This window comes from Pseudonocardia sp. ICBG601 (assembly GCF_020496245.1).
Map to the genome: position 1 here is coordinate 1 of NZ_JAHLJA010000043.1, position 20,892 is coordinate 20,892.

Below are 20,892 nucleotides of genomic sequence, written 5' to 3' on the forward strand. Positions count from 1 at the left end.
CCCCGGCATCCTCGGCTCGATGCGCCGCGCCATCGACGAGGTGGGCCTGGACTCCCCGAGTCCGCGCATCGGCACCCACCTGCTCGGCCCGCCGCTGTACCGCAGCCTGCCCCCGATCCTCGGCGAGGAGGGCACCGCCGCGGTGCTGCCGGTGTACCGGCGGATCTACGGCGACGAGGACGGCTGCCTGGACTGCACTCCGTACCCCGCGTCGAGGATCTGCTGCGCGCGCTGTCCGCGGCCGGCGTGACGATGGCCCTGGCCACCAGCAAGGCCGGCCGCCGGCCCGGCGGATCATCGCCCACCACGGCTGGACCGACCTGTTCACCGAGATCGTCGGCGACACCCGCACCGCGGACCGGCCGACCAAGGGCGCCGTCGTCGCCGAGGCGCTGCGCCGGCTCGGGCACCCGTCCGGTGCCGACGAGCCGTTGATGGTCGGCGACCGGCTGCACGACGTCGAGGGCGCCGCCGAGCACGGGCTGCGCTGCGTCGGCGCGGGCTGGGGCTACGCCGAGCCCGGTGAGCTTGTCGCGGCCGGCGCGGACACCGTCTACGACTCTCGCGGACGAGCTCCGGGTCGCCCTGCTGGGCCGAACGGGTGTCCGACGGGGCAGGACGGCGCATCCGCGGCGACCCTCCCCCGGCAGTCCCTCAGCTGAGACCCTGCCGGGCGGCCCCCTCCGTCCCGGCCCGTGCCGGGAACGCGGACGGGCCCGATATACACCGGACATGACGGTCGTCGCGCTGTACCGGTACCCGGTCAAGTCCATGCTCGGTGAGTCCCTGACCCGGGCCACCGTCACCGGGCGGGGGCTGCTGGGCGACCGCGCCTATGCGGTGCTCGACACCGAGACCGGGAGCATCGCCAGCGCCAAGGTGCCCAGGCGCTGGCTCGGACTGCTCGGCTTCGCGGCCCGGTTCGTCGCCGAGCCGGTGCCCGGGGAGCCGCTGCCTCCGTCGAGATCACCTTCCCGGACGGCTCGGTCCTGCGCAGCGACGACGAGGGCCTGGACACCGCGCTGTCGGCCGCGCCCGGGCGGGACGTGTCGCTGGTCTCGGTTCCGCCGGAGGGCAGCCACTTCGAGGAGCTGTGGCCCGACATCGAGGGCCTCACCCCGCAGCAGCTCGCCCCGCGCGCGCTCATCGAGGCCACGACGACCCGGCACGAGGACTCCGGCGAGGCCATCAGCCGGTTCGACATCTCCGCGTTCGGGGCGCCGGGCACGTTCTTCGACCTGTCGTCGCTGCACGTGCTCACCGAGTCCACCCTCGACCGGCTCCGCGAGCTCGCGCCGGAGGCGACCTTCGACCCGCTGCGCTACCGGCCGAACATCGTGCTCCGCGCCGACTCCTCCCCCGACGGCCACGGCTTCGTCGAGAACGACTGGCCGGGCAGCACGTCGACGATCGGCGAGGAGGTCCGGGTCTCCTTCTCCTTCGCCACCATGCGGTGCGTCATGACGACGCTCCCCCAGGGCGACCTGCCCGACGACCCGGACACCCTGCGCACGATCGCGAAGCACAACCGCATCGAGATCCCGCAGATCGGCGGGGTCTGGGCGTGCGCGGGCGTGTACGCCGAGGTCGCCGCGGGCGGGGAGATCGCCGTCGGCGACCCGCACACCGCCCCCGCCCCGGCCTGACCCACGCCGGCCCGCCCGACCGACGGTGCGCCGCAACGGCGGCGGTCGTCGAGATGCAGCCCAGCGGGGTACGAGGCGCCCTCGGGCCCCGCTGAGCTGCATCTCGGCGCGTGGACGCCGGTCCGGCTGTGTTCGCAGAGCGAACGCTTGTGCGTCTGTCGTACGCCGCGTACCGTCGTCGGCGACGGAGGTGCGTGATGGACAAGGTGGTGGCATCCGCCGCGGAGGCGGTCGCCGACATCGGCGACGGGGCGTCGCTCGCGGTCGGCGGGTTCGGCATGTCCGGGGTTCCGACGGTGCTGATCGCGGCGCTGCTGGAACAGGGCGCGACGGACCTGGAGACGATCTCGAACAACCTGGGCGTCGACGGCTTCGGCCTGGCACCCTGCTCGCCGCCGGGCGCATCCGGCGCACGATCGGCTCCTACGTCGGCAACAACAAGGAGTTCGCCCGCCAGTACCTCGCCGGCGAGCTGGAGCTGGAGCTGACCCCGCAGGGCACCCTCGCCGAGCGGCTGCGGGCCGGCGGCGCGGGCATCCCGGCGTTCTACACCCCGGCCGGGGTCGGCACGCTGGTCGCCGAGGGCGGGCTGCCCTGGCGCTACGCGGCCGACGGCTCGGTCGCCGTCGAGTCCCCGGCGAAGGAGACCCGCGAGTTCGACGGCGTGACCTACGTCCTCGAGCGTGCCCTCACCCCGGACTTCGCGCTGGTCCACGCCTGGAAGGGCGACCGGCACGGCAACCTGGTGTTCCGGCGCGCGGCGCGCAACTTCAACCCGGACTGCGCCGCGGCCGGGCGGACGACGATCGCCCAGGTCGAGCACCTGGTCGAGCCCGGGGAGATCGACCCCGACGAGGTCCACACCCCCGGCATCCACGTGCACCGCGTGCTGCACGTCCCCGACGTCGAGAAGCCGGTCGAGTTCAGGACGGTGCGTTGACCATGGCCCTCAACCGTGACGAGATGGCCGCCCGGGTCGCGGCGGAGCTGCCCGACGGCGCGTACGTCAACCTCGGCATCGGCATGCCGACCCTGGTCCCCGGGCACATCCCGAGGGCCGGACGGTCGTGCTGCACTCGGAGAACGGGATCCTCGGCGTCGGCCCCTACCCCACCGACGACGAGGTCGACCCCGACCTCATCAACGCCGGCAAGGAGACCGTCACCGTCGCCGCCGGTGCCGCCTTCTTCGGCTCCGCCGAGAGCTTCGGCCAGATCCGGGCCGGGAAGCTCGACGTGGCCGTCCTGGGCGGGATGGAGGTCGCCGCGAACGGCGACCTCGCGAACTGGGCGATCCCCGGCAAGATGATCAAGGGGATGGGCGGCGCGATGGACCTCGTCCACGGCGCGCGCTCGGTGATCGTGATGATGGACCACGTCTCCAAGGACGGGTCCCCCAAGATCGTGGAGCGGTGCTCGCTGCCGATCACCGGCCTCGGCTGCGTCACGAAGATCGTCACCGACCTGGCCGTGATCGACGTGACGCCGGCCGGGCTCGCACTGGTCGAGACCGCGCCCGGCGTCACCGCCGACGAGGTCCGGGAGAAGACCGGCGCTCCGCTGCGCTGACCCCGACCCGCTGCACCGACGGCTGCCCGCCGGGCGCGCCCCCTCGGTCGCGTCCGGCGGCGGCGCGTCCCTCAGGCGGGCGCGCCCGGCGTGACCGGCAGCCCGGACAGGCCCCGGACCAGCGTCGACTCGCGGTAGACGAGCTCCGAGGGGTCGACGGCCAGCGCCAGGTCCGGCCGCTGCGCGATGAGCCTGCCGATCGCCACCCGCCCCTCGGTGCGGGCCAGCTGCGCGCCCAGGCAGAAGTGGATGCCGTGACCGAAGAACACCCCGGACGAGGAGTCCCGGGTGATGTCGAGGCGATCCGGGTCCGCCAGCCACTCCGGGTCCCGGTTCGCCGCGGCGAGCCCCAGCATCACGGTCGACCCGGCGGGGATGGTCACCCCGGAGTACTCGACGTCCTCGCTGGCGAAGCGCATCGGGGCGTTGGAGACCGGGGACTCGAAGCGCAGGAACTCCTCCACCGCCGAGTTGATCAGCGACGGGTCGGCCTTCAGCCGGGCGTGCTGCTCGGGGTGGGTCAGCAGGGCGAGCACGCCGTTGCCGATCAGGTTGACCGTGGTCTCGTGCCCGGCGATGAGCAGCAGGGTCGCCATCGCGACGAGCTCCTCGGAGGACAGCCGGTCGCCGTCGGCGTCGCTGACGGCGAGCAGGCCGGAGAGCAGGGCGTCGTCGGGCTCGGTGCGCTTGCGCTCGATCAGCTCGGCGAGGTAGCTGTTCAGGCTGCCCATCGCGGCGAACTTCTCCTCCTGCGGGGAGTCGTCGACCAGCACCGACGACCACGCGGAGAACTTGTCGCGATCCTCGGCGGGCACGCCCAGCAGCTCGCAGATGACCAGCACCGGGACGAGGAACGCGTACTGGCGCATGAGGTCGACGGGGCCCTCGGCGGGCAGCGCGTCGAGCAGCTCCTGGGTGATCTCCTCGACCCTGGGCTGCAGGTCGTTCATCCGCCGCACGGTGAACGAGCGGCCGACGAGCTTGCGCAGCCGGGTGTGGTCCGGCGGGTCCATCAGGATCATCATCGGGATCGGCGCGGCCGGCTGGCCCTCGCGCTGGTCGGCGGGCAGCGTGTACCGCCAGTCCTTGCTCAGCCGCGGGTCGACGAACGCCGCGCGGACGTCGGCGTACCGGCTGATCAGCCACACCTTCCCGTCCGGAAGTGCGAGCTCCCGCACCGGCTCCTCGGTGCGCAGGGCCGCGTAGGCGGGGTGCGGGTCGGTCCAGAAGTCGCCCGAGAACAGGTCGTGCGTCTCGGTGCCGGTGGTGGTCAGCGCCATGGGTCCATCGTGCCAGCCAGTGGTAAGCGAGCGCTTACGTCAATCGTGTGACGGAGCACGCAGCCGGGTCGAGATCGATGTCGGCCGGCGACGGGCGGCCGAGGACGACCGACGCGGCCAGCGCGGCCAGCGCCGGGGCTGACTCGATGCCCGACCCGCCCTGCCCCGCGACGAAGAAGAAGCCGGGGTGCTCCGGCCGCGCACCCAGCACGGGGGCACGGTCGGGGGCGAAGGTCCGCAGCCCCGCCCACGCGGTCCGCACCGACCGCAGCCCCAACGTGGTCGCCGCGCCCACCCGGTCCAGGGCGAGGGCGACGTCGAGCTCGTCGGGACGGGCGTCGCCCGGCTCGGCCGGGGTCTCGTCGGCCGGGGAGACGAGCACCGTGTCCGCCTCGGCCTTGAGGTACCAGCGCTCGGCGGCATCGACGACCATCGGCAGGACGGCGCCGTCGACGGTGAGCACCGACGGGTCGGCGACCGGGCAGGCCGCGATCGTGCGCCGGTAGGGGGTCAGCCCGGCACCGGGCACGCCGGCGAGTGCCGCCACCGCGTCGGCCCAGGCGCCGGCCGCGTCGACGACCGTCTCCGCCCGCACCCGGTGCCCGGCGGCCGTCGTGGCGGTCCAGCCGGAGCCGTCCCGCTCCAGCGCGGCCACCCGGGCCCCGCGCAGCACGGTGCCGCCGCGGGCGCGCAGCCCGCGCCGGTAGCCGTCGTGCAGGGCGGCGGTGTCGACGTCGCAGGCACCGGCGGTCCACGCGGCCGCACGCGGGGCCCGGCGCAGCACCGGCACGCGTCGCCAGGCCTGCTCGGGGTCCAGCGCGACCGGGGCGCCGGGCTCGCCGTGCTGCTCGCGCACCGTCGTGGCGAGGTGGTCGGCGGCCAGGTCGTCGTCGGCGACGTGCAGGACCGGGCGCGGGCTCAGAGCGTGTTTGGAAATGGTGGGTGTGTCGGGATGGTCGACACGGCTGGGGTGCTCCATCGTGGTCGGCATGCAGGAACGACCGCGCCGGTACCCCTCGGACACCAGTGATGCCCAGTGGGTGGTGATCGAGCCGTTGTTACCGCCGCTCGCGCGGCGGGGGCGGCCTGTTGCTCATGCTCGTCGGGACGTGCTGGACGCGATCTTGTATGTCGTGCGGACCGGGTGTGCCTGGCGGGCGTTGCCGGTGGACTTCCCGCCCTGGCAGACCGTCTACTGGTACTTCAACCAGTGGGAACAGCAGAAGGTCACCGAGAAGATCCTCCCGGTCGTGCGGGGGCAGTTACGTATCGCCGAGGGCCGTGATCCGGAGCCGAGTGCGGGGATCATCGATTCCCAGTCGGTCAAGGGCGCCGACACCGTCGGCCAGGACTCCCGCGGCTACGACGCCGGGAAGAAGACAGGCGGACGGAAACGGTTCATCGTGACCGACACCCTCGGTCTGCTGCTGACCACGATGGTGTGCTCGGCCTCGGTACAGGACCGCGACGGCGCCAAGCCGATCCTGCTCAACCTCTACCTGCGCACCAGGGTGCGGTTCGTCTACGCCGACGCCGGCTCCGCCGGGCGACTGCTCGACTGGGCCGCCACGATCCTGCAGACAACGATCGAGATCATCCGCAAGCCACCCGAGCAGCGCGGATTCACCGTCCTCCCACGAAGGTGGGTGGTCGAACGGACCCTGGCCTGGCTCACCGCACACCGACGCCTGGCCCGAGACTACGAACGCCACCCCACCACATCCGAAGCCATGATCCGCTGGGCCGCGATCAACACCATCACCCGCCGCATCGCCCGTGGATACCCCGCCACCCGCCAGCAGAAACACACGACACCCTCAACCCACTAGAATTTCCAAACACGCTCTCAGCAGCGGTGGCGTGCCGAGCAGCGCGGGCAGCGCGGCGAACCGCGGGCCCGAGGCGTCGATCAGCGCGCGGAACGGGCCGGAGCCGTGCCCGGGGATGTAGGTCGCCGCGGAGCGGGCGGTGGAGTGGACCGGCAGGTCGTCCTCCGCCTCGGTCAGCACGACCCGGGCGTGCGCAGCCAGCTCCCACGCGACCGACACCCCCGCGATGCCGCCGCCGATCACCAGCACGTCCGCCGTCACCGTGCCCGCCGTCCCTGCCGTACCCGTGCCCGCCGTACCCATGCCCGCGACGATAGGGCGGCGGCGCCGGGGAAAACCGGTGGCACCGGTCGGGGTCGTCGTCGTAGCGTCGCCGCCATGCTGATCCGGTTCCTCTGAGCGACCCGCGCGGTCGATCTCCGCGCCCTCCGTCGCCGGCCCGTGACGTCCTCACCGGGCCCCGGAACCGTCGCCGCCCTCGCGCGGCCCCTCCGGCGTCCCCGCGCGTCACCGGCCCCTCCCACCCGGTCCGAGTCCGACCCGATGTTCCGAGGAGGTCGTATGCCCACGACCCGCCACACCACCGCGCACACCACCGCCCACAGCGCAGCCCACAGCACAGCCCGACCGACCGACGCGTCCGCGGTTCCCGGTCCCCTGACCGGCGAGACCGGGCCCGACACGGCCGGCGGGGCGGCACCCGGCGGAGCCACCGCCGCCGCACCCGCCAACCGCGCCGAGCGCCGTGCGGCCGAGCGCGGCCGGTCCGGCGCGCCGGGCGGCCCGGCGGCACCGCGCACGGCGGGGCCGGCCCCGCAGGCCCGCCCGGCCCACGTCCGCACGGACTTCGCCGCCCGCCGCAGCGGCTGACCGCACGGGGAGCACGGACCGGGCACCGGAGACGCCGACGGGCGACCCTTCGTGTGCCCGGTCCGTGATCACTCCCGGCGGCGCGCCCCGACGGGGGTGCGACGTGGGAGGCTGGACGCCGTGACCGTCACCGTCTGGTGGGCCGCCCCGGCCGATCCCGGCGCCCGCGCCGACCTCGTCGCGCTGCTGGACGCCCACGAACGCGAACGGCTCGTCGCGCTGCGACGGCCCGAGGACCGCGCCCGCTACCTCGCCGCGCACGCGCTGGCCCGGCTCGTGCTCGCCGAGCGGCTCGACGCCGACCCCGCCGAGCTGGTCCTCGACCGGACCTGCCGCTGCGGGGAGCCGCACGGCAAGCCCCGCCTGGCCGGGCGCGGCGACGACCCCGGCTTCTCCCTCACCCACTCCGGCGCGCTGGTCGGTGTCGCGGTCGGGACCGGGCCGGTCGGCGTCGACGTCGAGGCACACCGCCCCCTGTCCGGCCTCGACGGCCTGGTCCGGCACGCCCTGTCCCCCGCCGAGCTCGCCGCCGGGACGCCCGACGGGACCGGCTTCCTGGTCACCTGGACCCGGAAGGAGGCGCTGCTCAAGGCCACCGGCGAGGGCCTGTCGAGCCCGATGGACGCGATCACCCTGTCCCCGCCGCACAGCCCGGCCCGGGTGCTGGACTGGACCGGCACCGCCGGGAGCTGGTGGGTCACCGACGTCCCCACCGGCCTCGACGACCACCCGGGCGCCGTCGCCGGGGCGGGACCGGTGGCCCCGGCCGTCACCGTCGCCGACGGCGACGCGATCCTGTCGGTGCGCCGGGGCACGATGCACGGGTGATGATGGAGTGACCGCGGCGGCCGACCGCTGGGTGCTGCACCTCGACATGGACGCGTTCTTCGCCTCCGTCGAGCAGCTCACCCGGCCCACCCTGGCCGACCGTCCGGTCCTCGTCGGCGGCGCGGGACCGCGCGGCGTCGTCGCGGGGGCGAGCTACCAGGCCCGGGTGTTCGGGGCACGCTCGGCGATGCCGATGGGCCAGGCGCGGCGGCGCTGCCCGCACGCGACGGTCCTGCCGCCCCGGTTCTCCCTGTACAAGGCGCTGTCCGAGGAGGTCATGGCCGTCCTCGGCGAGTTCTCCCCCGTGCTGGAGCCGGTGTCGGTGGACGAGGCGTTCGTGGAGCCGCCCGACCTCGTGGGCGCCTCCCCCGACCAGGTGCGGGAGTGGGGCACCCGGCTGCGCGGCGCGGTGCGCGACCGCACCGGGCTGCCCGCCTCGGTGGGCGCCGGGTCGGGCAAGCAGATCGCGAAGATCGCCTCCGAGCAGGCCAAGCCGGACGGGCTGCGGGTGATCGCCCACGCCGAGCAGGCGGCCGTGCTCGACCCGCTGCCGGTGCGGTCGCTGTGGGGCATCGGGCCGGTCTCCGGCGAGGCGCTGCGGAAGATCGGGATCGAGACGATCGGGCAGCTCGCCGCTATGGACGCCCGCGAGGTCGCCGGGGTGCTGGGCAGCGCGATCGGGTCCGAGCTGCACCGTCTCGCCCGCGGCATCGACGACCGTCCGGTCGCCCCGCGCGGCGCCGCCAAGCAGATCAGCGCGGAGACGACCTTCGACGCCGACCTGACCGCGATGAGCGCGGTGCACACCGCGGTGGAGTCGATCTGCGTCGCCGTGCACCGACGGCTGGTCGCCGACGGTCGGACCGCCCGCACCGTCACCGTGAAGGCGCGGACCGGGGACTTCACCACCCACACCCGGTCGGAGACGACCCCGTTCGGCACCCGGGACCTGGCGACCCTGGTCGCGGTGGCGCGCCGGCTGGCCGAGGGCGCGGTCGGCGAGGGCGGGGTGCGGCTGCTGGGAGTGTCGGTGTCCGGCTTCGGCGACGAGCCGCCGCTGGCCCTGTTCGACGCGGTGCCCTCGGAGAACGGGTGGACGACGGCCTCGGCCCTCGACCCCCCACCCGCGGCCGACGCCCCGGCCGGCGCGGCGGGGGTGGCCGTGCTCGACGCACCGCCGGACACCGACGCACCTCCGGACACCGACGCGAGGACAGGGACGGGCGCGGCCGCGGGGGCCGACAGTCCTGCGGGGACCGGCGGTACCGCGGGGGCCGACGCGACCACGGGCGCCGGCGACGTGCCCGGCCCCGTCCGCCCGGGCCGCCCCGACCGCGAACCCGACCCGGACCGGCCCTGGCGCGCCGGCGACGACGTCGCACACCCCGAGCACGGCCACGGCTGGGTCCAGGGCGCCGGGCACGGGCGGGTCACCGTGCGCTTCGAGACCGCCTACACCGGGCCCGGCCGCACCCGCACGCTCGACGCCGCCGACCCCGACCTCACCCGGGCCGACCCGCTGGGCAGCTGGCGGGCCTGAGCGCGCCGTCCCGCCGGCGGGCTCAGCCGATCAGCGGGCTGCGGTGCGGCGGCGCGACGCGGCTGCCCTCGGCGACCCGGGCCCGCAACGCCGGGACGGTGCGCGCCAGCCCGTCGAGGACCGCACCGAGCGCGGCGTCGGCCGCGGGGTCGCCCCCGACCAGCAGCACCGCGCCGCCGGCGGGTCCGGCGGCGGCCCAGGCCCCGATCCGGGCGACGGCGTCACGCGGGGTGACCGGCTCGACCCGCCACGCCTCGGCGTAGAACAGGGCCGTCGACTCGGCCTGGGGGAAGGCGAAGACGGTCTCGGCGTCGGCCAGCAGGTCCGCGACGTGGGCACCCGGGCGGGGTGCGCCGTCGCCGGACGGGTCGGTACCGAGCACCACCAGGTCGTGGCTCATCGCATGTCCTCCTCGAGGGTCCGCGCCCTCACCAGTGGGAATCCGCGACGACGGGCAGTCTCCTGGCTCCCGGATCCCCACGCCCTCCCCGGCCTTCCCACCCTCGCGGGCGGTGGCACCGGTGTGGGGAGGGCACTCCCCGGTGACAGTGGCGGGACCGCGCCGGATTCGCACCGGCTTCCTGTTCCGTCGTCGTCGGGGAGCCCATCACGCGACCGGGTCAGTGGTCAACCGTCCCCCGCCCCGACACCCCCCGCAGATGGTCGAGCAGGTCGTGCTCGGCGAGCGTCCCGAGCAGCGGCCCGTCCGGCTCCCGCACGGGCAGCGCGGCTCCCCGGTGCGCGGCGAGCACCCCGAGGACGTCGTGCACCGGGGCGGCCGGGTCCAGCGCGGGCAGCTCCGGGCCGGGCGGGGTGCCGTCGGCGGGACGCATCACCTGGGCGACGACGACCCGGCGCAGTGCCTCGTCGGTCGGGGTGTCGGCGGCGAGGTCGATCCCGCGTCGCAGCAGCTTGAGCGTGTAGATGTTGTCCCGCGACACCAGGTTCGACAGGCCGGTGGCCAGGACGACGGCGGCCATCAGCGGCAGGATGAGGGCGTAGTCGCCGGTCAGCTCGAACACGATGAGCACCGCGGTGATCGGGGCGTGCGCGGCCACCGCGAACACCGCCGCCATGCCGACCAGACCGAACGCGCCGGGGTGCAGGTCCAGCGCCGGGAACAGGGCCGCGGCGGCGTAGCCGAAGGCGGTCCCGGCGGTGCCACCGACGAACAGCGACGGCGCGAACACACCGCCGGACCCGCCGATGCCGATGGTGAGGCTGGACGCGAGGATCTTCCCGACGACGAGCAGGAGCAGGAACCCGACGACGTACCGGCCACCGATCGCGGCCTCCAGCACGGGGTAGCCGACGCCGTACATCTGGGGCAGTGCCAGCAGCAGCGCGCCGAGCAGCAGCCCGCCGACGGCCGGGCGCAACCACTCCGGGCCGCGCCAGACGGCGTCACAGGCGTCCTCGACGACGTAGAGGATCCGGGCGAAGGCCCAGCCCAGCAGCCCGGCGAGCAGCCCGAGCAGCGCGTAGAGCGGCAGCTGGGCGGGGCTGCCCAGGTCGAAGTGCGGCAGGGTCAGGATCGCGCGGTCGCCGGCGATCACCTCGGCGACGACGTTCGCGACCACCGAGCTGATCACCAGCACGCCGAACGCCTCGGCGCTGAACGACCGCAGGATCAGCTCCAGGCCGAACACCACCCCGGAGACCGGCGCGTCGAACGTCGCGGAGATCCCGCCCGCGGCACCGCAGGCGACCATGAGCACCAGCCGGGTGGCGGGCACCCGCAGCCACTGCCCGATCGCCGAGGCGAGCGCGGAGCCGATCTGCACGATCGGGCCCTCCCGGCCGACGGAGCCGCCGGTCCCGATGCAGATCCCCGACGCGAGCGCCTTCACCGCGGCGACGGTGGCCGGGATCCGCCCGCCCCTGCGCGCGACGGCGAACATCACCTCGGGCACCCCGTGCCCGCGCGCCTCCGGGGCGAACCGCTGGACCAGCGGGCCGTACACCAGGCCGCCGAGCACCGGGGCGATCAGCAGGAACCACACGCCCAGCCCGGGCAGGTGCGGCGAGGCGACCCGGCCGGCGTCGGAGAAGTCCTCCCGCCCGGTGACCAGCCAGGTCACGCCGAGGATCAGCTCGTGGAACAGCACCGACCCGATGCCGGCGCCGACCCCGATGACCGTCGCCAGACCGACGAGCCCCGGCCGGGTGCCGACGAGCGCGCGGTGCAGCGCGCGGACCGCGGTCACCGCGCACCGCCCTCGGCGGGCACCGGCGCGACGGCCCAGTCGGTCTCGCCGACCTCGCCCGCGGCGTCGGCGAAGCGGCGCAGTGCGTCGCGGACCGCGGTGCGCTCGGCGGCCGGCAGCATCGCGAGCAGCCGGTGCATCTCGGCGCGGCGCAGCCGGGTGACCTCGTCGACGAGCGTCCGCCCGGCGGGGCTGAGCGCGAGGGCGACCTCGCGGCGGTCGTCGCCGGTGCGGGTGCGCACGACGAGGCCGCGGCTCACCAGCCGGTCGCACATCCGGGTCGCCGTCGAGGCCGACACGGTCAGCGCCGTGGCCAGGTCGGCCGGGCGCCGGGTGCCGTGCTGGGCCAGGACGACCAGCGCGCGGTACTGCGGCAGGGTCACCTCGCCCGCCGTCGGGCCGGCCTGCTCCCCCGCGGCGGCCAGGGACCCGGCGACCACGGAGAGCATCGCCCGGCTCGCGGTCATCACCGCGTCGACGACATCGTCGATCTCGTCGGCAGCACCGTTCTCGTCGGTCACGCCGCCAATGATTGCACACTGCAAGGTTGCAGTGTGCAATGAGGTCGGCGTGGTCAGCGGGCGACGGGCGCCTGCAGACCGGCGACCGGCCCGATCACGACGATCGCGGGCGGGCTGATCTCCTGCTCGGCGGCGACGCGCTCGGCGGTCTCCAGCGTCGCGCGCACCGACCGCTCGATCCGCGTGGTGCCGTCCTGCACGATCAGCACCGGGGTGTCGGCCGGGCGGCCGTTGGTGATGAGCGCCTCGGCGAACTTCCCGAGCCGCTCCACGGCCATCATCAGCACGATCGTGCCGGTCATCCGGCCCAGCGCGGTCCAGTCGGTCAGGCTGCGCGGGTCACCCGGTGCGACGTGCCCGGAGACGACGACGATCTCGTGTGCCACCCCGCGGTGGCTCACCGGCGTCCCGGCGACGGCCGGTGCGGCGAAGGCGCTGGTGATGCCCGGGACGACGGTCACCGGCACCCCCGCCGCGGCGCACGCCTGGACCTCCTCGAACCCGCGGCCGTAGACGAACGGGTCGCCGCCCTTGAGGCGCACCACGAACTTCCCGGCACGGGCGTGCGAGACGAGCAGCTCGTTGATCCGCTCCTGGGCCATGGCGCGGCCGTAGGGGATCTTCGAGGCGTCGATGACCTCGACCTCGGGGGACAGCTCGTCGAGGATGTCGCGCGGGCCGAGCCGGTCGGCGACGACGACCTCGGCGCGCGACAGCAGCCGCCGTCCGCGCACGGTGATCAGCTCCGGGTCGCCGGGGCCGCCACCGACCAGCGCGACACCGGCCTGCGGGGGCTCGGCCGACTCGTCGACGACGCCGGCGGCCAGTGCCTCGACCAGCGCGGTGCGCACGGCCGCGGACCGCCGGTGCGCGCCCCGGGCCAGCACGCCGACGGTGAGCCCGTCGTAGCCGCCGGTGGCGGGGGTGACCGCGGTGCCCCGGTCGCCGTCGTCGGCGCGGACGCAGAACACCCGGTCCCGCTCGGCCTCGGCGACGACGGCGGCGTTGGTCTCCGGCTCGTCGGTGGCGGCGATCGCGTACCAGGCCCCGGCGAGGTCGCCGTCGGTCCAGCGGCGGGCCGTCCAGGTGATCTCCCCGGCCGAGGCCATGCCCTCGACCGCCGGGGTGACCTCGGGCGAGACGACCTCGACGACCGCTCCCGCCGCGATCAGGCGGGCGACACGCCGCTGGGCGACCTGTCCCCCGCCGACGACGACGGCCCGGCGGCCGGCCAGGTCCAGCCCGACCAGGTACTGCTCGTGGTGCGCGTTCAACGACGTTCCTCTCCCGGACTCCGACGCCCGGTGGTGGCAGCGGGTCCCTGCGCCGGGCCCCCGCTCGACGGCGACGCCGGACGATAGCCGGGCCCGCATGTGTCACAGGAGCCCCCGGAGGGCAATCCCACATCCGCCGCTCCGGCGGCCACGGCGACCGTGACGCCCTGACCAGCGGTCTTGCCCACGATCAGCTGGGCTCCGTCGCCCGCGGCGAGGAGCGCGGCGGCCTCTGCGACCGATGGGGTCCCGACGGCCGCGGCGACCCGGGCATCCGGCCTCGCCACCCCGACCACGGCCAGTGCGGCGGCGGCGAAACCGTGCGGTTCCCGCGGTGCGACGGCCGCCAGCAGACCGGGTTCGGCGACCCGCCGGTCCAGGGTGGCGACGACGGCGTCGCCGAGCTCCAGCCCGTGCTCGGCGGCGACCCGGTCCAGCAGCGCGCGCACCTCGGCCTCGGGGGTTCCGGGGCGCAGCCCCACCCCGACCGTGATCACCGGTCGTGGAGCGGAGCGCTCGGCACGCGGACGGTCGGCTCCACGACCGGTGATCATGCGAACGCGGCCGGGGCGGCCCCGGCCCGGGTGTGGCGTGCCGCCGCGACGAACCGGGCTACGGCGCCGGGCACGCCGGCCGGGTGGGTGTGCAGGAACGAGGCGTGCACCCGGTCCTCGACGTAGCCCTCCGGCTCCCCGCCCCGCCACGCCCAGGCCGGGGCCGCACCCGCCCGCGGGGTGACCGCGCACCGGTGGAACTCGTGTGCCCCGGCCCGCTCGCCCGCCGCGAACAGGGGCGACGCCGACACTGCGACCGCGTCGCGGTAGCCGAGGGTGAGCCGCGGGGTCATCCCCGCCGACGCGTCGAGGACCCCGCACATCGGCGTCCCGTCGAGGTCCCGGCACAGGTAGAGCAGCCCGCCGCACTCGGCGTGCACCGGGGCCCCGGACGCGGCCAGCGCCGCGACCTGCGCCCGCAGCGGTGCGTTGTCGCCGAGCGCGCCGACGTGCTCCTCGGGGAAGCCGCCGGGCAGCACGAGCGCGGCGGTGCCCGCCGGGAGCGCGGGGTCGCGCAGCGGGTCGAAGGTCGCCACGTCGGCGCCGGCCGCGGTGAGGAGCTCGGCGTGCTCGGCGTAGCCGAACCCGAACGCGGGCCCCCCGGCGAGCGCGACGAGCGGCCGCTGCCCCGCCGTGCCGCTCGTGCCGACCTCGGCGGCCGGGTCCCAGACCGGGCCGGCGGGCAGCGGGCGGGCGAGTGCGAGGACGGCGTCGAGGTCCACGTGTGTGGCGACGAGCTCGGCCATCGCGTCCACCGCGGCGGTCGCGGCGGTGCCGTGCTCGGCGGCGGTGACCAGGCCCAGGTGCCGCGAGGGCACCGCCAGCTCGGCCCGTCGCGGGACGGCGCCGAGCACCGGCAGCCCGACCTCCTCGGCCGCGGCCCGGCAGACGTCGGCGTGGCGCTGCGACCCGACCCGGTTGAGGATCACCCCCGCCACCTGCACGGACTCGTCGAAGCTGCGGAACCCGTGCAGCAACGCGGCCAGCGACCGGGACTGCCCCCGGACGTCGACGACCAGCACCACCGGTGCCCCCAGCGCGGCGGCGACCTGCGCGGTGGACCCGGCGCCGTCGGCGATGCGGCCGTCGAACAGCCCCATCACCCCCTCGACGACGGCGACGTCGGCGTCCCGGCTCCCGTGCCGGGCCAGTGGGGCGAGCCGGTCGGCGCCCTGCAGGACGACGTCGAGGTTGCGGCCCGGACGGCCCGCGGCGAGCGTGTGGTACCCGGGGTCGATGTAGTCCGGCCCGATCTTGAACGGCGCGACCCGGGTGCCGCGCCGCGACAGCGCGGCCATCAGCCCGGTCGCCACCGTCGTCTTCCCGCTGCCCGACGACGGCGCCGCGACGACCAGCGCGCGGGCCGTGCTCACGGTGCTCACGGTGCTCACCACTCGATCCCCCGCTGGCCCTTCTGCCCGGCGTCCATCGGGTGCTTGATCTTCGTGGTCTCCATGACCAGGTCGGCGGCCTCGATCAGGGCGGGCGGGGCGTCCCGGCCGGTGATGATCACGTGCTGCCGGCCGGTCCGGGCGGTGAGCACCCCGACGACCTCGTCGACGTCGATCCAGCCCCACTTCAGCGGGTAGGTGAACTCGTCGAGGACGTAGACCTGGTGCTCCTCGCGCTCGATGCGGCGGCGGATCTCGGCCCAGCCCTCGACGGCGTCGGCGGCGTGGTCGGTCTCGGTGCCCGCCTTGCGCGACCAGGACCAGCCCGACCCCATCTTGTGCCACTCCACGGGCCCGCCCTGCCCGGTCTGCTCGTGGACGGCCCCCAGGGCGCGGAACGCCTCCTCCTCGCCGACCTTCCACTTCGCGGACTTGACGAACTGGAACACCCCGATCGACCAGCCCTGGTTCCAGCCGCGCAGCGCCATCCCGAACGCGGCGGTCGACTTCCCCTTCATCACCCCGGTGTGCACCACCAGCAGCGGCCGGTTGCGGCGCTGACGGGTGGTGAGCCCGTCGGCGGGCGTGACGGACACCTGTCCCTGCGGCACGGCGGTCCCTCCTTCTCGGGCGTGATGTGTCAGAGCGTGTTTGGAAATGGTGGGTGTGTCGGGATGGTCGACACGGCTGGGGTGCTCCATCGTGGTCGGCATGCAGGAACGACCGCGCCGGTACCCCTCGGACACCAGTGATGCCCAGTGGGTGGTGATCGAGCCGTTGTTACCGCCGCTCGCGCGGCGGGGGCGGCCTGTTGCTCATGCTCGTCGGGACGTGCTGGACGCGATCTTGTATGTCGTGCGGACCGGGTGTGCCTGGCGGGCGTTGCCGGTGGACTTCCCGCCCTGGCAGACCGTCTACTGGTACTTCAACCAGTGGGAACAGCAGAAGGTCACCGAGAAGATCCTCCCGGTCGTGCGGGGGCAGTTACGTATCGCCGAGGGCCGTGATCCGGAGCCGAGTGCGGGGATCATCGATTCCCAGTCGGTCAAGGGCGCCGACACCGTCGGCCAGGACTCCCGCGGCTACGACGCCGGGAAGAAGACAGGCGGACGGAAACGGTTCATCGTGACCGACACCCTCGGTCTGCTGCTGACCACGATGGTGTGCTCGGCCTCGGTACAGGACCGCGACGGCGCCAAGCCGATCCTGCTCAACCTCTACCTGCGCACCAGGGTGCGGTTCGTCTACGCCGACGCCGGCTTCGCCGGGCGACTGCTCGACTGGGCCGCCACGATCCTGCAGACAACGATCGAGATCATCCGCAAGCCACCCGAGCAGCGCGGATTCACCGTCCTCCCACGAAGGTGGGTGGTCGAACGGACCCTGGCCTGGCTCACCGCACACCGACGCCTGGCCCGAGACTACGAACGCCACCCCACCACATCCGAAGCCATGATCCGCTGGGCCGCGATCAACACCATCACCCGCCGCATCGCCCGTGGATACCCCGCCACCCGCCAGCAGAAACACACGACACCCTCAACCCACTAGAATTTCCAAACACGCTCTCAGGCGGCGCGCGCGGACCGGGTCGCCCGGACCAGGTCCCCCACGCTGTCGGCGGTCAGCTCGTCGAGGGTCACCAGCTCGCCGCCCGCGGCGGCGGCGAGCGGCGCGGCGAGCCCCAGGCGCACGTGCCCGGCCTCGCAGTCGACGACGACGGTGTGCACCCCGTCCGCGGCCAGCAGCCCGGCGGCGCGGCGGGAGTCGGCGACGGGGTCCCCGCCGTCGCGGGCGGCGACGGTGGCCCGCCCGTCGGTGAGCAGCACGACCAGCGGGCGACGGCGCGGGTCCCGGCGGCGCTCGGCGTCGAGCACGGCGCGGGCCTTGAGCAGTCCGCCGGCCAGCGGGGTCCGCCCGCCGGTGCGCAGCCGGGACAGGCGCTGCTGGGCGGGCGGCACCGACGACGTCGGGGGCAGAGCCAGCTCCGCCTCCCGGGCCCGGAAGGTGACCAGCCCGACCTTGTCCCGGCGCTGGTAGGCGTCGCGGAGCAGGCCCAGCACGGCGCCGGACACCGCGGTCATCCGCCTGCGCGCGGCCATCGAGCCGGACGCGTCGACCACGAACAGCACCAGGTTGCCCTCGCGGCCCTCCCGCTCGGCGCGGCGCAGGTCGTCGCGGCGGACCAGCAGGCCGGGCCCGCGGCGCCCGCGACCGGCCTGGTGCGGGGCCGCGGCGAGCACGGTCGCGGGCAGGTGCAGGTCCGCGGCGCGGGTGGTCCCCGCCCCGGACGGGCGGACGACGCGCCCGGTGTCGGTGCGGGCCCGGGAGCGGCGCCCCGGGGCGCCCGCGCCCAGCCCGGGCACGGTGAACTTCCTGACCGTGGCCCGGAGCAGCCGGGCGGCCTCCCCGACGACGACGGCGCGGCCCTCCCCGCCGTCGCCCCCGGCCGGTGCCTGCTCGGCCCCGGATTCCCGGTCCCCCGGGTCCGTCGCCCCGGTCTCCTCGGTCGTCTCCGTCGCCTCGGTCGGGTCGGTCGCGCCGTCGGCGCTCTCCGTGCCGTCGGTGCCGGGGGCCTCGGCGCGCCCGCCGGACCCGGTCGCGGGGCCGCGCGGGTCGTCCGCCTCGGGGGTCGTGCCCCCGGTCCCGTCGGGCTCCTCGCCCGCCCCGGAGCCGTCCGGGGCGTCCTGCGGCTCGGCCGGGTCGCCGGGGCCCGGGCCGGGGTCCGGATCGTGGTCGGGGTCGTCGTCGGGGTCCGGGCCGTCCTCGGGACCCAGGTGGTCCTCGGCGTCGGCGAGGGCGCGGTCCAGCTCGGCCGGGTCCAGGCCGGGCTCGTCGAACGGGTCGCGGCGACGGCGGTGCGGCAGCGCGAGCCGGGCGGCGACGCGCACGTCGTCGGCGGTCACCGCGTCGCGGCCCTCCCAGGCGGCGTGCGCGGCCGCGGCGCGGGTGATGACCAGGTCGGCGCGCATGCCGTCGACGTCGAACCGGGCGCACACGAACGCGATCCGCCGCAGCTCCCGGTCGCTCACCGCGACGGCGGAGACCCGGGCCTGCGCGGCGCGGAGCCGGGCCGCGGTCGCGGTCTCGTCCGGGGCGAAGCGGGCGACGAACCCGGCCGGGTCGTCCTCGAACGCCATCCGCCGCCGGGTCACCTCGACGCGGGTGTCGACGTCGCGGCTGGCCCGGACCTCCACGGTCAGCCCGAACCGGTCGAGCAACTGCGGGCGCAGCTCGCCCTCCTCCGGGTTCATCGTCCCGACCAGCAGGAACCGGGCCGCGTGCGAGACGGAGACGCCGTCGCGCTCGACGTGCGCGCGGCCCATCGCGGCGGCGTCGAGCAGCAGGTCGACGAGGTGGTCGTGCAGCAGGTTGACCTCGTCGACGTAGAGCACCCCGCGGTGGGCGTCGGCGAGCAGGCCGGGCTGGTAGGCGCGGCGCCCCTCGGACAGCGCCTTCTCCAGGTCGAGCGAGCCGACCAGGCGGTCCTCGGTCGCACCGACGGGCAGCTCGACCAGCCGGGCCGGGCGGCGGCCGCCCGGTGCGCCCGCCGGGTGCGGGCCGTCCGGGCAGGACGGGTCCGGCGCGGCGGGGTCGCAGCCGAACCGGCAGGCCTCGACGACGTCGTGCGAGGGCAGCAGCGCCGCCAGCGCGCGCACCGCCGTGGACTTCGCAGTGCCCTTCTCCCCGCGCACCAGGACACCGCCGACGCCCGGGTGCACGGCGTTGAGCAGCAGCGCCAGCCGCAGGTCGTCGTGGCCGACGACGGCGGAGAACGGGAAACGGGGAGGTCCGGCGGCGGGGGCGGTGCTCGTGTTCACGCCGGTGAGGCTGCCAGACCGGAGGTCAGCACAGGGAGGTCCGACGGCGCACCGTGTCCGATCACATGTTCAAGTGACGACGTGTCCAGGTGACGTTCGACCAGGTCGGCCAGCAGATCCACCTGCCGGGTGCGCTCGGCCGCGAACGACGTGTCCTGTGCCACCCGGAACCCGGTCCGCCCTGCCTCGTCGGCGAGGCGGGTGAGTAGCAGCCGTCGGAAACCGTCGTTCTCGGCGAGGCCGTGCCAGTGCGTGCCCAGGACGTTGCCGCGGTCGCTGCCCTCCTCCCCGATCAGGCCGGGGTCGCCGGAGCGCACGACGCGGCCGTGGTGGATCTCGTAGCCGGTGACGGTCTCGCCCCACGCCGTCGCGGTGGGGGTGCCGAGGTGCTTGACCGGGTCGAAGGCGATCTCCAGGTCCAGCAACCCCAGCCCGGCGACGGAGGTGCCGGGGGCCGCCTCGGCCCCGTCCGGGTCGGCGACGGTGTGCCCGAGCATCTGGTAGCCCCCGCAGATCCCCAGTACCGGACGCCCGGACGCGGCGTGCGCGCGCACCGCGTCGGCCATCCCGGAGGACCGCAGCCAGGCCAGGTCCGAGATGGTCGCCTTCGTCCCGGGCAGGACGACGACGTCGCTGTCGGCGAGCCGCGACGGCTCGGTCACGTACCGCACGGCGACGCCCGGTTCGCAGGCCAGCGCCTCGGCGTCGGTGGCGTTGGAGATCCGCGGGAACCGGACGACCGCGACCCGCAGCCACTGGGTGCCGAGTGGCGGGGCCGGACGCCCGAGCACCCCGTCGGCGACGGCGGCGAGCGAGTCCTCGGCGTCGAGCCAGAGCCCTCGGCGAAGGGCAGCACGCCCAGCGTCGGCCGACCGGTGAGCTCGCGCAGCCGGTCGAGGCCGGGTTCGAGCAGGCGGGGGTCCCCGCGGAACTTGTTGATCACGAAGCCGGCGATCAGCGCCTGGTCGGCCGGGTCGAGCACGGCGAGGGTGCCGAACAGGTGCGCGAGCACCCCGCCGCGGTCGATGTCGCCGACGACGAGCACCGGCAGGTCGTTGCGCCGGGCGAAGCCCATGTTGGCGAGGTCGGTGGCCCGCAGGTTGATCTCCGCGGGCGAGCCCGCCCCCTCGCAGACCACGACGTCGTGGCGGGCGCGCAGCCGGGCCAGGGAGTCGGCGACGACGTCGGACAGCGCCGCGGTCCGGTGCCGGTAGGACAGCGCTGACACCTGGCCGTCGGCACGGCCGCGCACCACGACCTGCGAGGTCCGGTCCCCGCCGGGCTTGAGCAGCACCGGGTTCAGATCGACCGAGGGGGCGATGCCGCAGGCGAAGGCCTGCATCGCCTGCGCCCGCCCGATCTCCCCGCCGTCCGGGGTGACGACCGAGTTGTTGCTCATGTTCTGTGCCTTGAACGGCGCCACCGAGACCCCGCGCCGGTGCAGCCACCGGCAGATGCCGGCGACGACGGCGCTCTTGCCCGCATCCGACGTCGTCCCCGCGACGAGGACCGCTCCCTGAACCACCACGGCGCGAAGTATCGCCCCGGCGGGACCGTCGGCGG

Annotated in this window: 16 protein-coding genes, 7 pseudogenes and 1 riboswitch; of the genes and pseudogenes, 11 read left to right on the forward strand and 12 right to left on the reverse strand. The window is 75.3% G+C overall.

The genetic code is table 11. The annotated features are described in order from the left end of the window. From KPL57_RS15555 to KPL57_RS15580, 6 genes and pseudogenes are all read left to right on the forward strand, one after another. Window positions 1-250, forward strand: a pseudogene (locus KPL57_RS15555) (hypothetical protein); the annotation flags it as partial. 82 nt (window positions 251-332) lie between these two features. Beyond that, complete coding sequence (locus KPL57_RS15560) at window positions 333-662, forward strand: HAD hydrolase-like protein (RefSeq protein WP_308252894.1); 330 nt, start codon at window positions 333-335, stop codon at window positions 660-662. Between the two features lie 70 nt (window positions 663-732). Further along, window positions 733-867: pseudogene (locus tag KPL57_RS15565) on the forward strand (MOSC N-terminal beta barrel domain-containing protein); the annotation flags it as partial. Window positions 868-1,046: 179 nt separating this feature from the next. Further along, complete coding sequence (locus KPL57_RS15570; RefSeq protein ID WP_226352165.1) at window positions 1,047-1,646, forward strand: MOSC domain-containing protein; 600 nt, start codon at window positions 1,047-1,049, stop codon at window positions 1,644-1,646. 197 nt (window positions 1,647-1,843) lie between these two features. Further along, window positions 1,844-2,586 (forward strand): annotated as a pseudogene (locus KPL57_RS15575) (CoA transferase subunit A). Window positions 2,587-2,588: 2 nt separating this feature from the next. Then, a pseudogene (locus tag KPL57_RS15580) lies at window positions 2,589-3,214 on the forward strand (3-oxoacid CoA-transferase subunit B). 71 nt (window positions 3,215-3,285) lie between these two features. Here KPL57_RS15580 and KPL57_RS15585 read toward each other — a convergent pair. Both KPL57_RS15585 and KPL57_RS15590 read right to left on the reverse strand, forming a co-directional pair. Continuing rightward, the gene (locus tag KPL57_RS15585; protein ID WP_226352166.1) at window positions 3,286-4,494 is read right to left on the reverse strand and encodes a cytochrome P450; all 1,209 of its coding nucleotides are present in this window, start codon (window positions 4,492-4,494) and stop codon (window positions 3,286-3,288) included. 34 nt (window positions 4,495-4,528) lie between these two features. Next, complete coding sequence (locus KPL57_RS15590; protein ID WP_308252889.1) at window positions 4,529-5,518, reverse strand: FAD-binding oxidoreductase; 990 nt, start codon at window positions 5,516-5,518, stop codon at window positions 4,529-4,531. On the opposite strand from KPL57_RS15590, the pseudogene KPL57_RS15595 reads away from it, so the two are divergent. After that, a pseudogene (locus KPL57_RS15595) lies at window positions 5,430-6,339 on the forward strand (IS5 family transposase); the annotation flags it as partial. The gene KPL57_RS15590 and the pseudogene KPL57_RS15595 overlap by 89 nt on opposite strands. Here the strand turns inward: KPL57_RS15595 and KPL57_RS15600 are convergent. Then, complete coding sequence (locus KPL57_RS15600; protein WP_226352168.1) at window positions 6,312-6,626, reverse strand: FAD-dependent oxidoreductase; 315 nt, start codon at window positions 6,624-6,626, stop codon at window positions 6,312-6,314. The pseudogene KPL57_RS15595 and the gene KPL57_RS15600 sit on opposite strands and share 28 nt — an antisense overlap. A gap of 258 nt (window positions 6,627-6,884) precedes the next feature. Here KPL57_RS15600 and KPL57_RS66555 point away from each other — a divergent pair, with 258 nt between their 5' ends. From KPL57_RS66555 to KPL57_RS15615, 3 genes are all read left to right on the forward strand, one after another. Beyond that, the gene (locus tag KPL57_RS66555; protein WP_264198159.1) at window positions 6,885-7,193 is read left to right on the forward strand and encodes a hypothetical protein; all 309 of its coding nucleotides are present in this window, start codon (window positions 6,885-6,887) and stop codon (window positions 7,191-7,193) included. A gap of 120 nt (window positions 7,194-7,313) precedes the next feature. After that, the gene (locus tag KPL57_RS15610; RefSeq protein ID WP_226352169.1) at window positions 7,314-8,021 is read left to right on the forward strand and encodes a 4'-phosphopantetheinyl transferase superfamily protein; all 708 of its coding nucleotides are present in this window, start codon (window positions 7,314-7,316) and stop codon (window positions 8,019-8,021) included. A gap of 7 nt (window positions 8,022-8,028) precedes the next feature. After that, on the forward strand, window positions 8,029-9,561 hold the full coding sequence (locus KPL57_RS15615) for a DNA polymerase IV (RefSeq protein WP_226352170.1): 1,533 nt from the start codon (window positions 8,029-8,031) through the stop codon (window positions 9,559-9,561). A 22-nt stretch (window positions 9,562-9,583) separates the two neighbouring features. Here the strand turns inward: KPL57_RS15615 and KPL57_RS15620 are convergent, their stop codons facing one another. From KPL57_RS15620 to cobO, 7 genes are all read right to left on the reverse strand, one after another. Further along, entirely contained in the window at window positions 9,584-9,961 is a 378-nt protein-coding gene (locus KPL57_RS15620) for a hypothetical protein (RefSeq protein ID WP_075307290.1), read from the reverse strand. 34 nt (window positions 9,962-9,995) lie between these two features. Continuing rightward, a riboswitch (cobalamin riboswitch) is annotated at window positions 9,996-10,185 on the reverse strand. After that, window positions 10,182-11,768: a chloride channel protein gene (locus KPL57_RS15625; protein WP_226352171.1), complete on the reverse strand. Its 1,587-nt coding sequence runs from the start codon at window positions 11,766-11,768 to the stop codon at window positions 10,182-10,184. Its footprint overlaps the riboswitch before it by 4 nt. Further along, the gene (locus KPL57_RS15630) at window positions 11,765-12,289 is read right to left on the reverse strand and encodes a MarR family winged helix-turn-helix transcriptional regulator (protein WP_226352172.1); all 525 of its coding nucleotides are present in this window, start codon (window positions 12,287-12,289) and stop codon (window positions 11,765-11,767) included. Before KPL57_RS15630 ends, KPL57_RS15625 begins: the two co-directional genes overlap by 4 nt. A 53-nt stretch (window positions 12,290-12,342) precedes the next feature. Then, window positions 12,343-13,563, reverse strand: a complete 1,221-nt coding sequence (gene cobA, locus KPL57_RS15635; protein WP_060711479.1) for a uroporphyrinogen-III C-methyltransferase — start codon at window positions 13,561-13,563, stop codon at window positions 12,343-12,345. Continuing rightward, window positions 13,560-14,060, reverse strand: a complete 501-nt coding sequence (locus KPL57_RS15640; RefSeq protein ID WP_226352173.1) for a cobalamin biosynthesis protein — start codon at window positions 14,058-14,060, stop codon at window positions 13,560-13,562. The genes cobA and KPL57_RS15640 overlap by 4 nt, the downstream gene beginning before the upstream one ends. A 53-nt stretch (window positions 14,061-14,113) precedes the next feature. Further along, entirely contained in the window at window positions 14,114-15,499 is a 1,386-nt protein-coding gene (locus tag KPL57_RS15645) for a cobyrinate a,c-diamide synthase (RefSeq protein WP_226352174.1), read from the reverse strand. Between the two features lie 5 nt (window positions 15,500-15,504). Continuing rightward, window positions 15,505-16,119 carry a cob(I)yrinic acid a,c-diamide adenosyltransferase gene (cobO, locus tag KPL57_RS15650; protein ID WP_060711477.1) on the reverse strand — a complete coding sequence of 205 codons (615 nt, stop codon included), beginning with the start codon at window positions 16,117-16,119 and terminating at the stop codon, window positions 15,505-15,507. A gap of 46 nt (window positions 16,120-16,165) precedes the next feature. On the opposite strand from cobO, the pseudogene KPL57_RS15655 reads away from it, so the two are divergent. After that, window positions 16,166-17,075 (forward strand): annotated as a pseudogene (locus KPL57_RS15655) (IS5 family transposase); the annotation flags it as partial. A 1-nt stretch (window position 17,076) separates the two neighbouring features. On the opposite strand, the gene KPL57_RS15660 reads toward KPL57_RS15655, so the two are convergent. Both KPL57_RS15660 and KPL57_RS15665 read right to left on the reverse strand, forming a co-directional pair. Beyond that, window positions 17,077-19,329, reverse strand: coding sequence for a VWA domain-containing protein (locus KPL57_RS15660; protein WP_226352175.1), 2,253 nt, complete (start codon window positions 19,327-19,329; stop codon window positions 17,077-17,079). After that, window positions 19,326-20,854 (reverse strand): annotated as a pseudogene (locus KPL57_RS15665) (cobyric acid synthase). Before KPL57_RS15665 ends, KPL57_RS15660 begins: the two are co-directional and overlap by 4 nt. Between the last annotated feature and the right edge of the window lie 38 nt (window positions 20,855-20,892).

Coding starts and splice junctions, on each gene's coding strand:
- KPL57_RS15600 (WP_226352168.1), bottom strand. CDS start 6,626: ATGGGTACGGCGGGCACGGGTACGGCAGGGACGGCGGGCACGGTGACG.
- KPL57_RS15585 (WP_226352166.1), bottom strand. CDS start 4,494: ATGGCGCTGACCACCACCGGCACCGAGACGCACGACCTGTTCTCGGGC.
- KPL57_RS15620 (WP_075307290.1), bottom strand. CDS start 9,961: ATGAGCCACGACCTGGTGGTGCTCGGTACCGACCCGTCCGGCGACGGC.
- KPL57_RS66555 (WP_264198159.1), top strand. CDS start 6,885: ATGCCCACGACCCGCCACACCACCGCGCACACCACCGCCCACAGCGCA.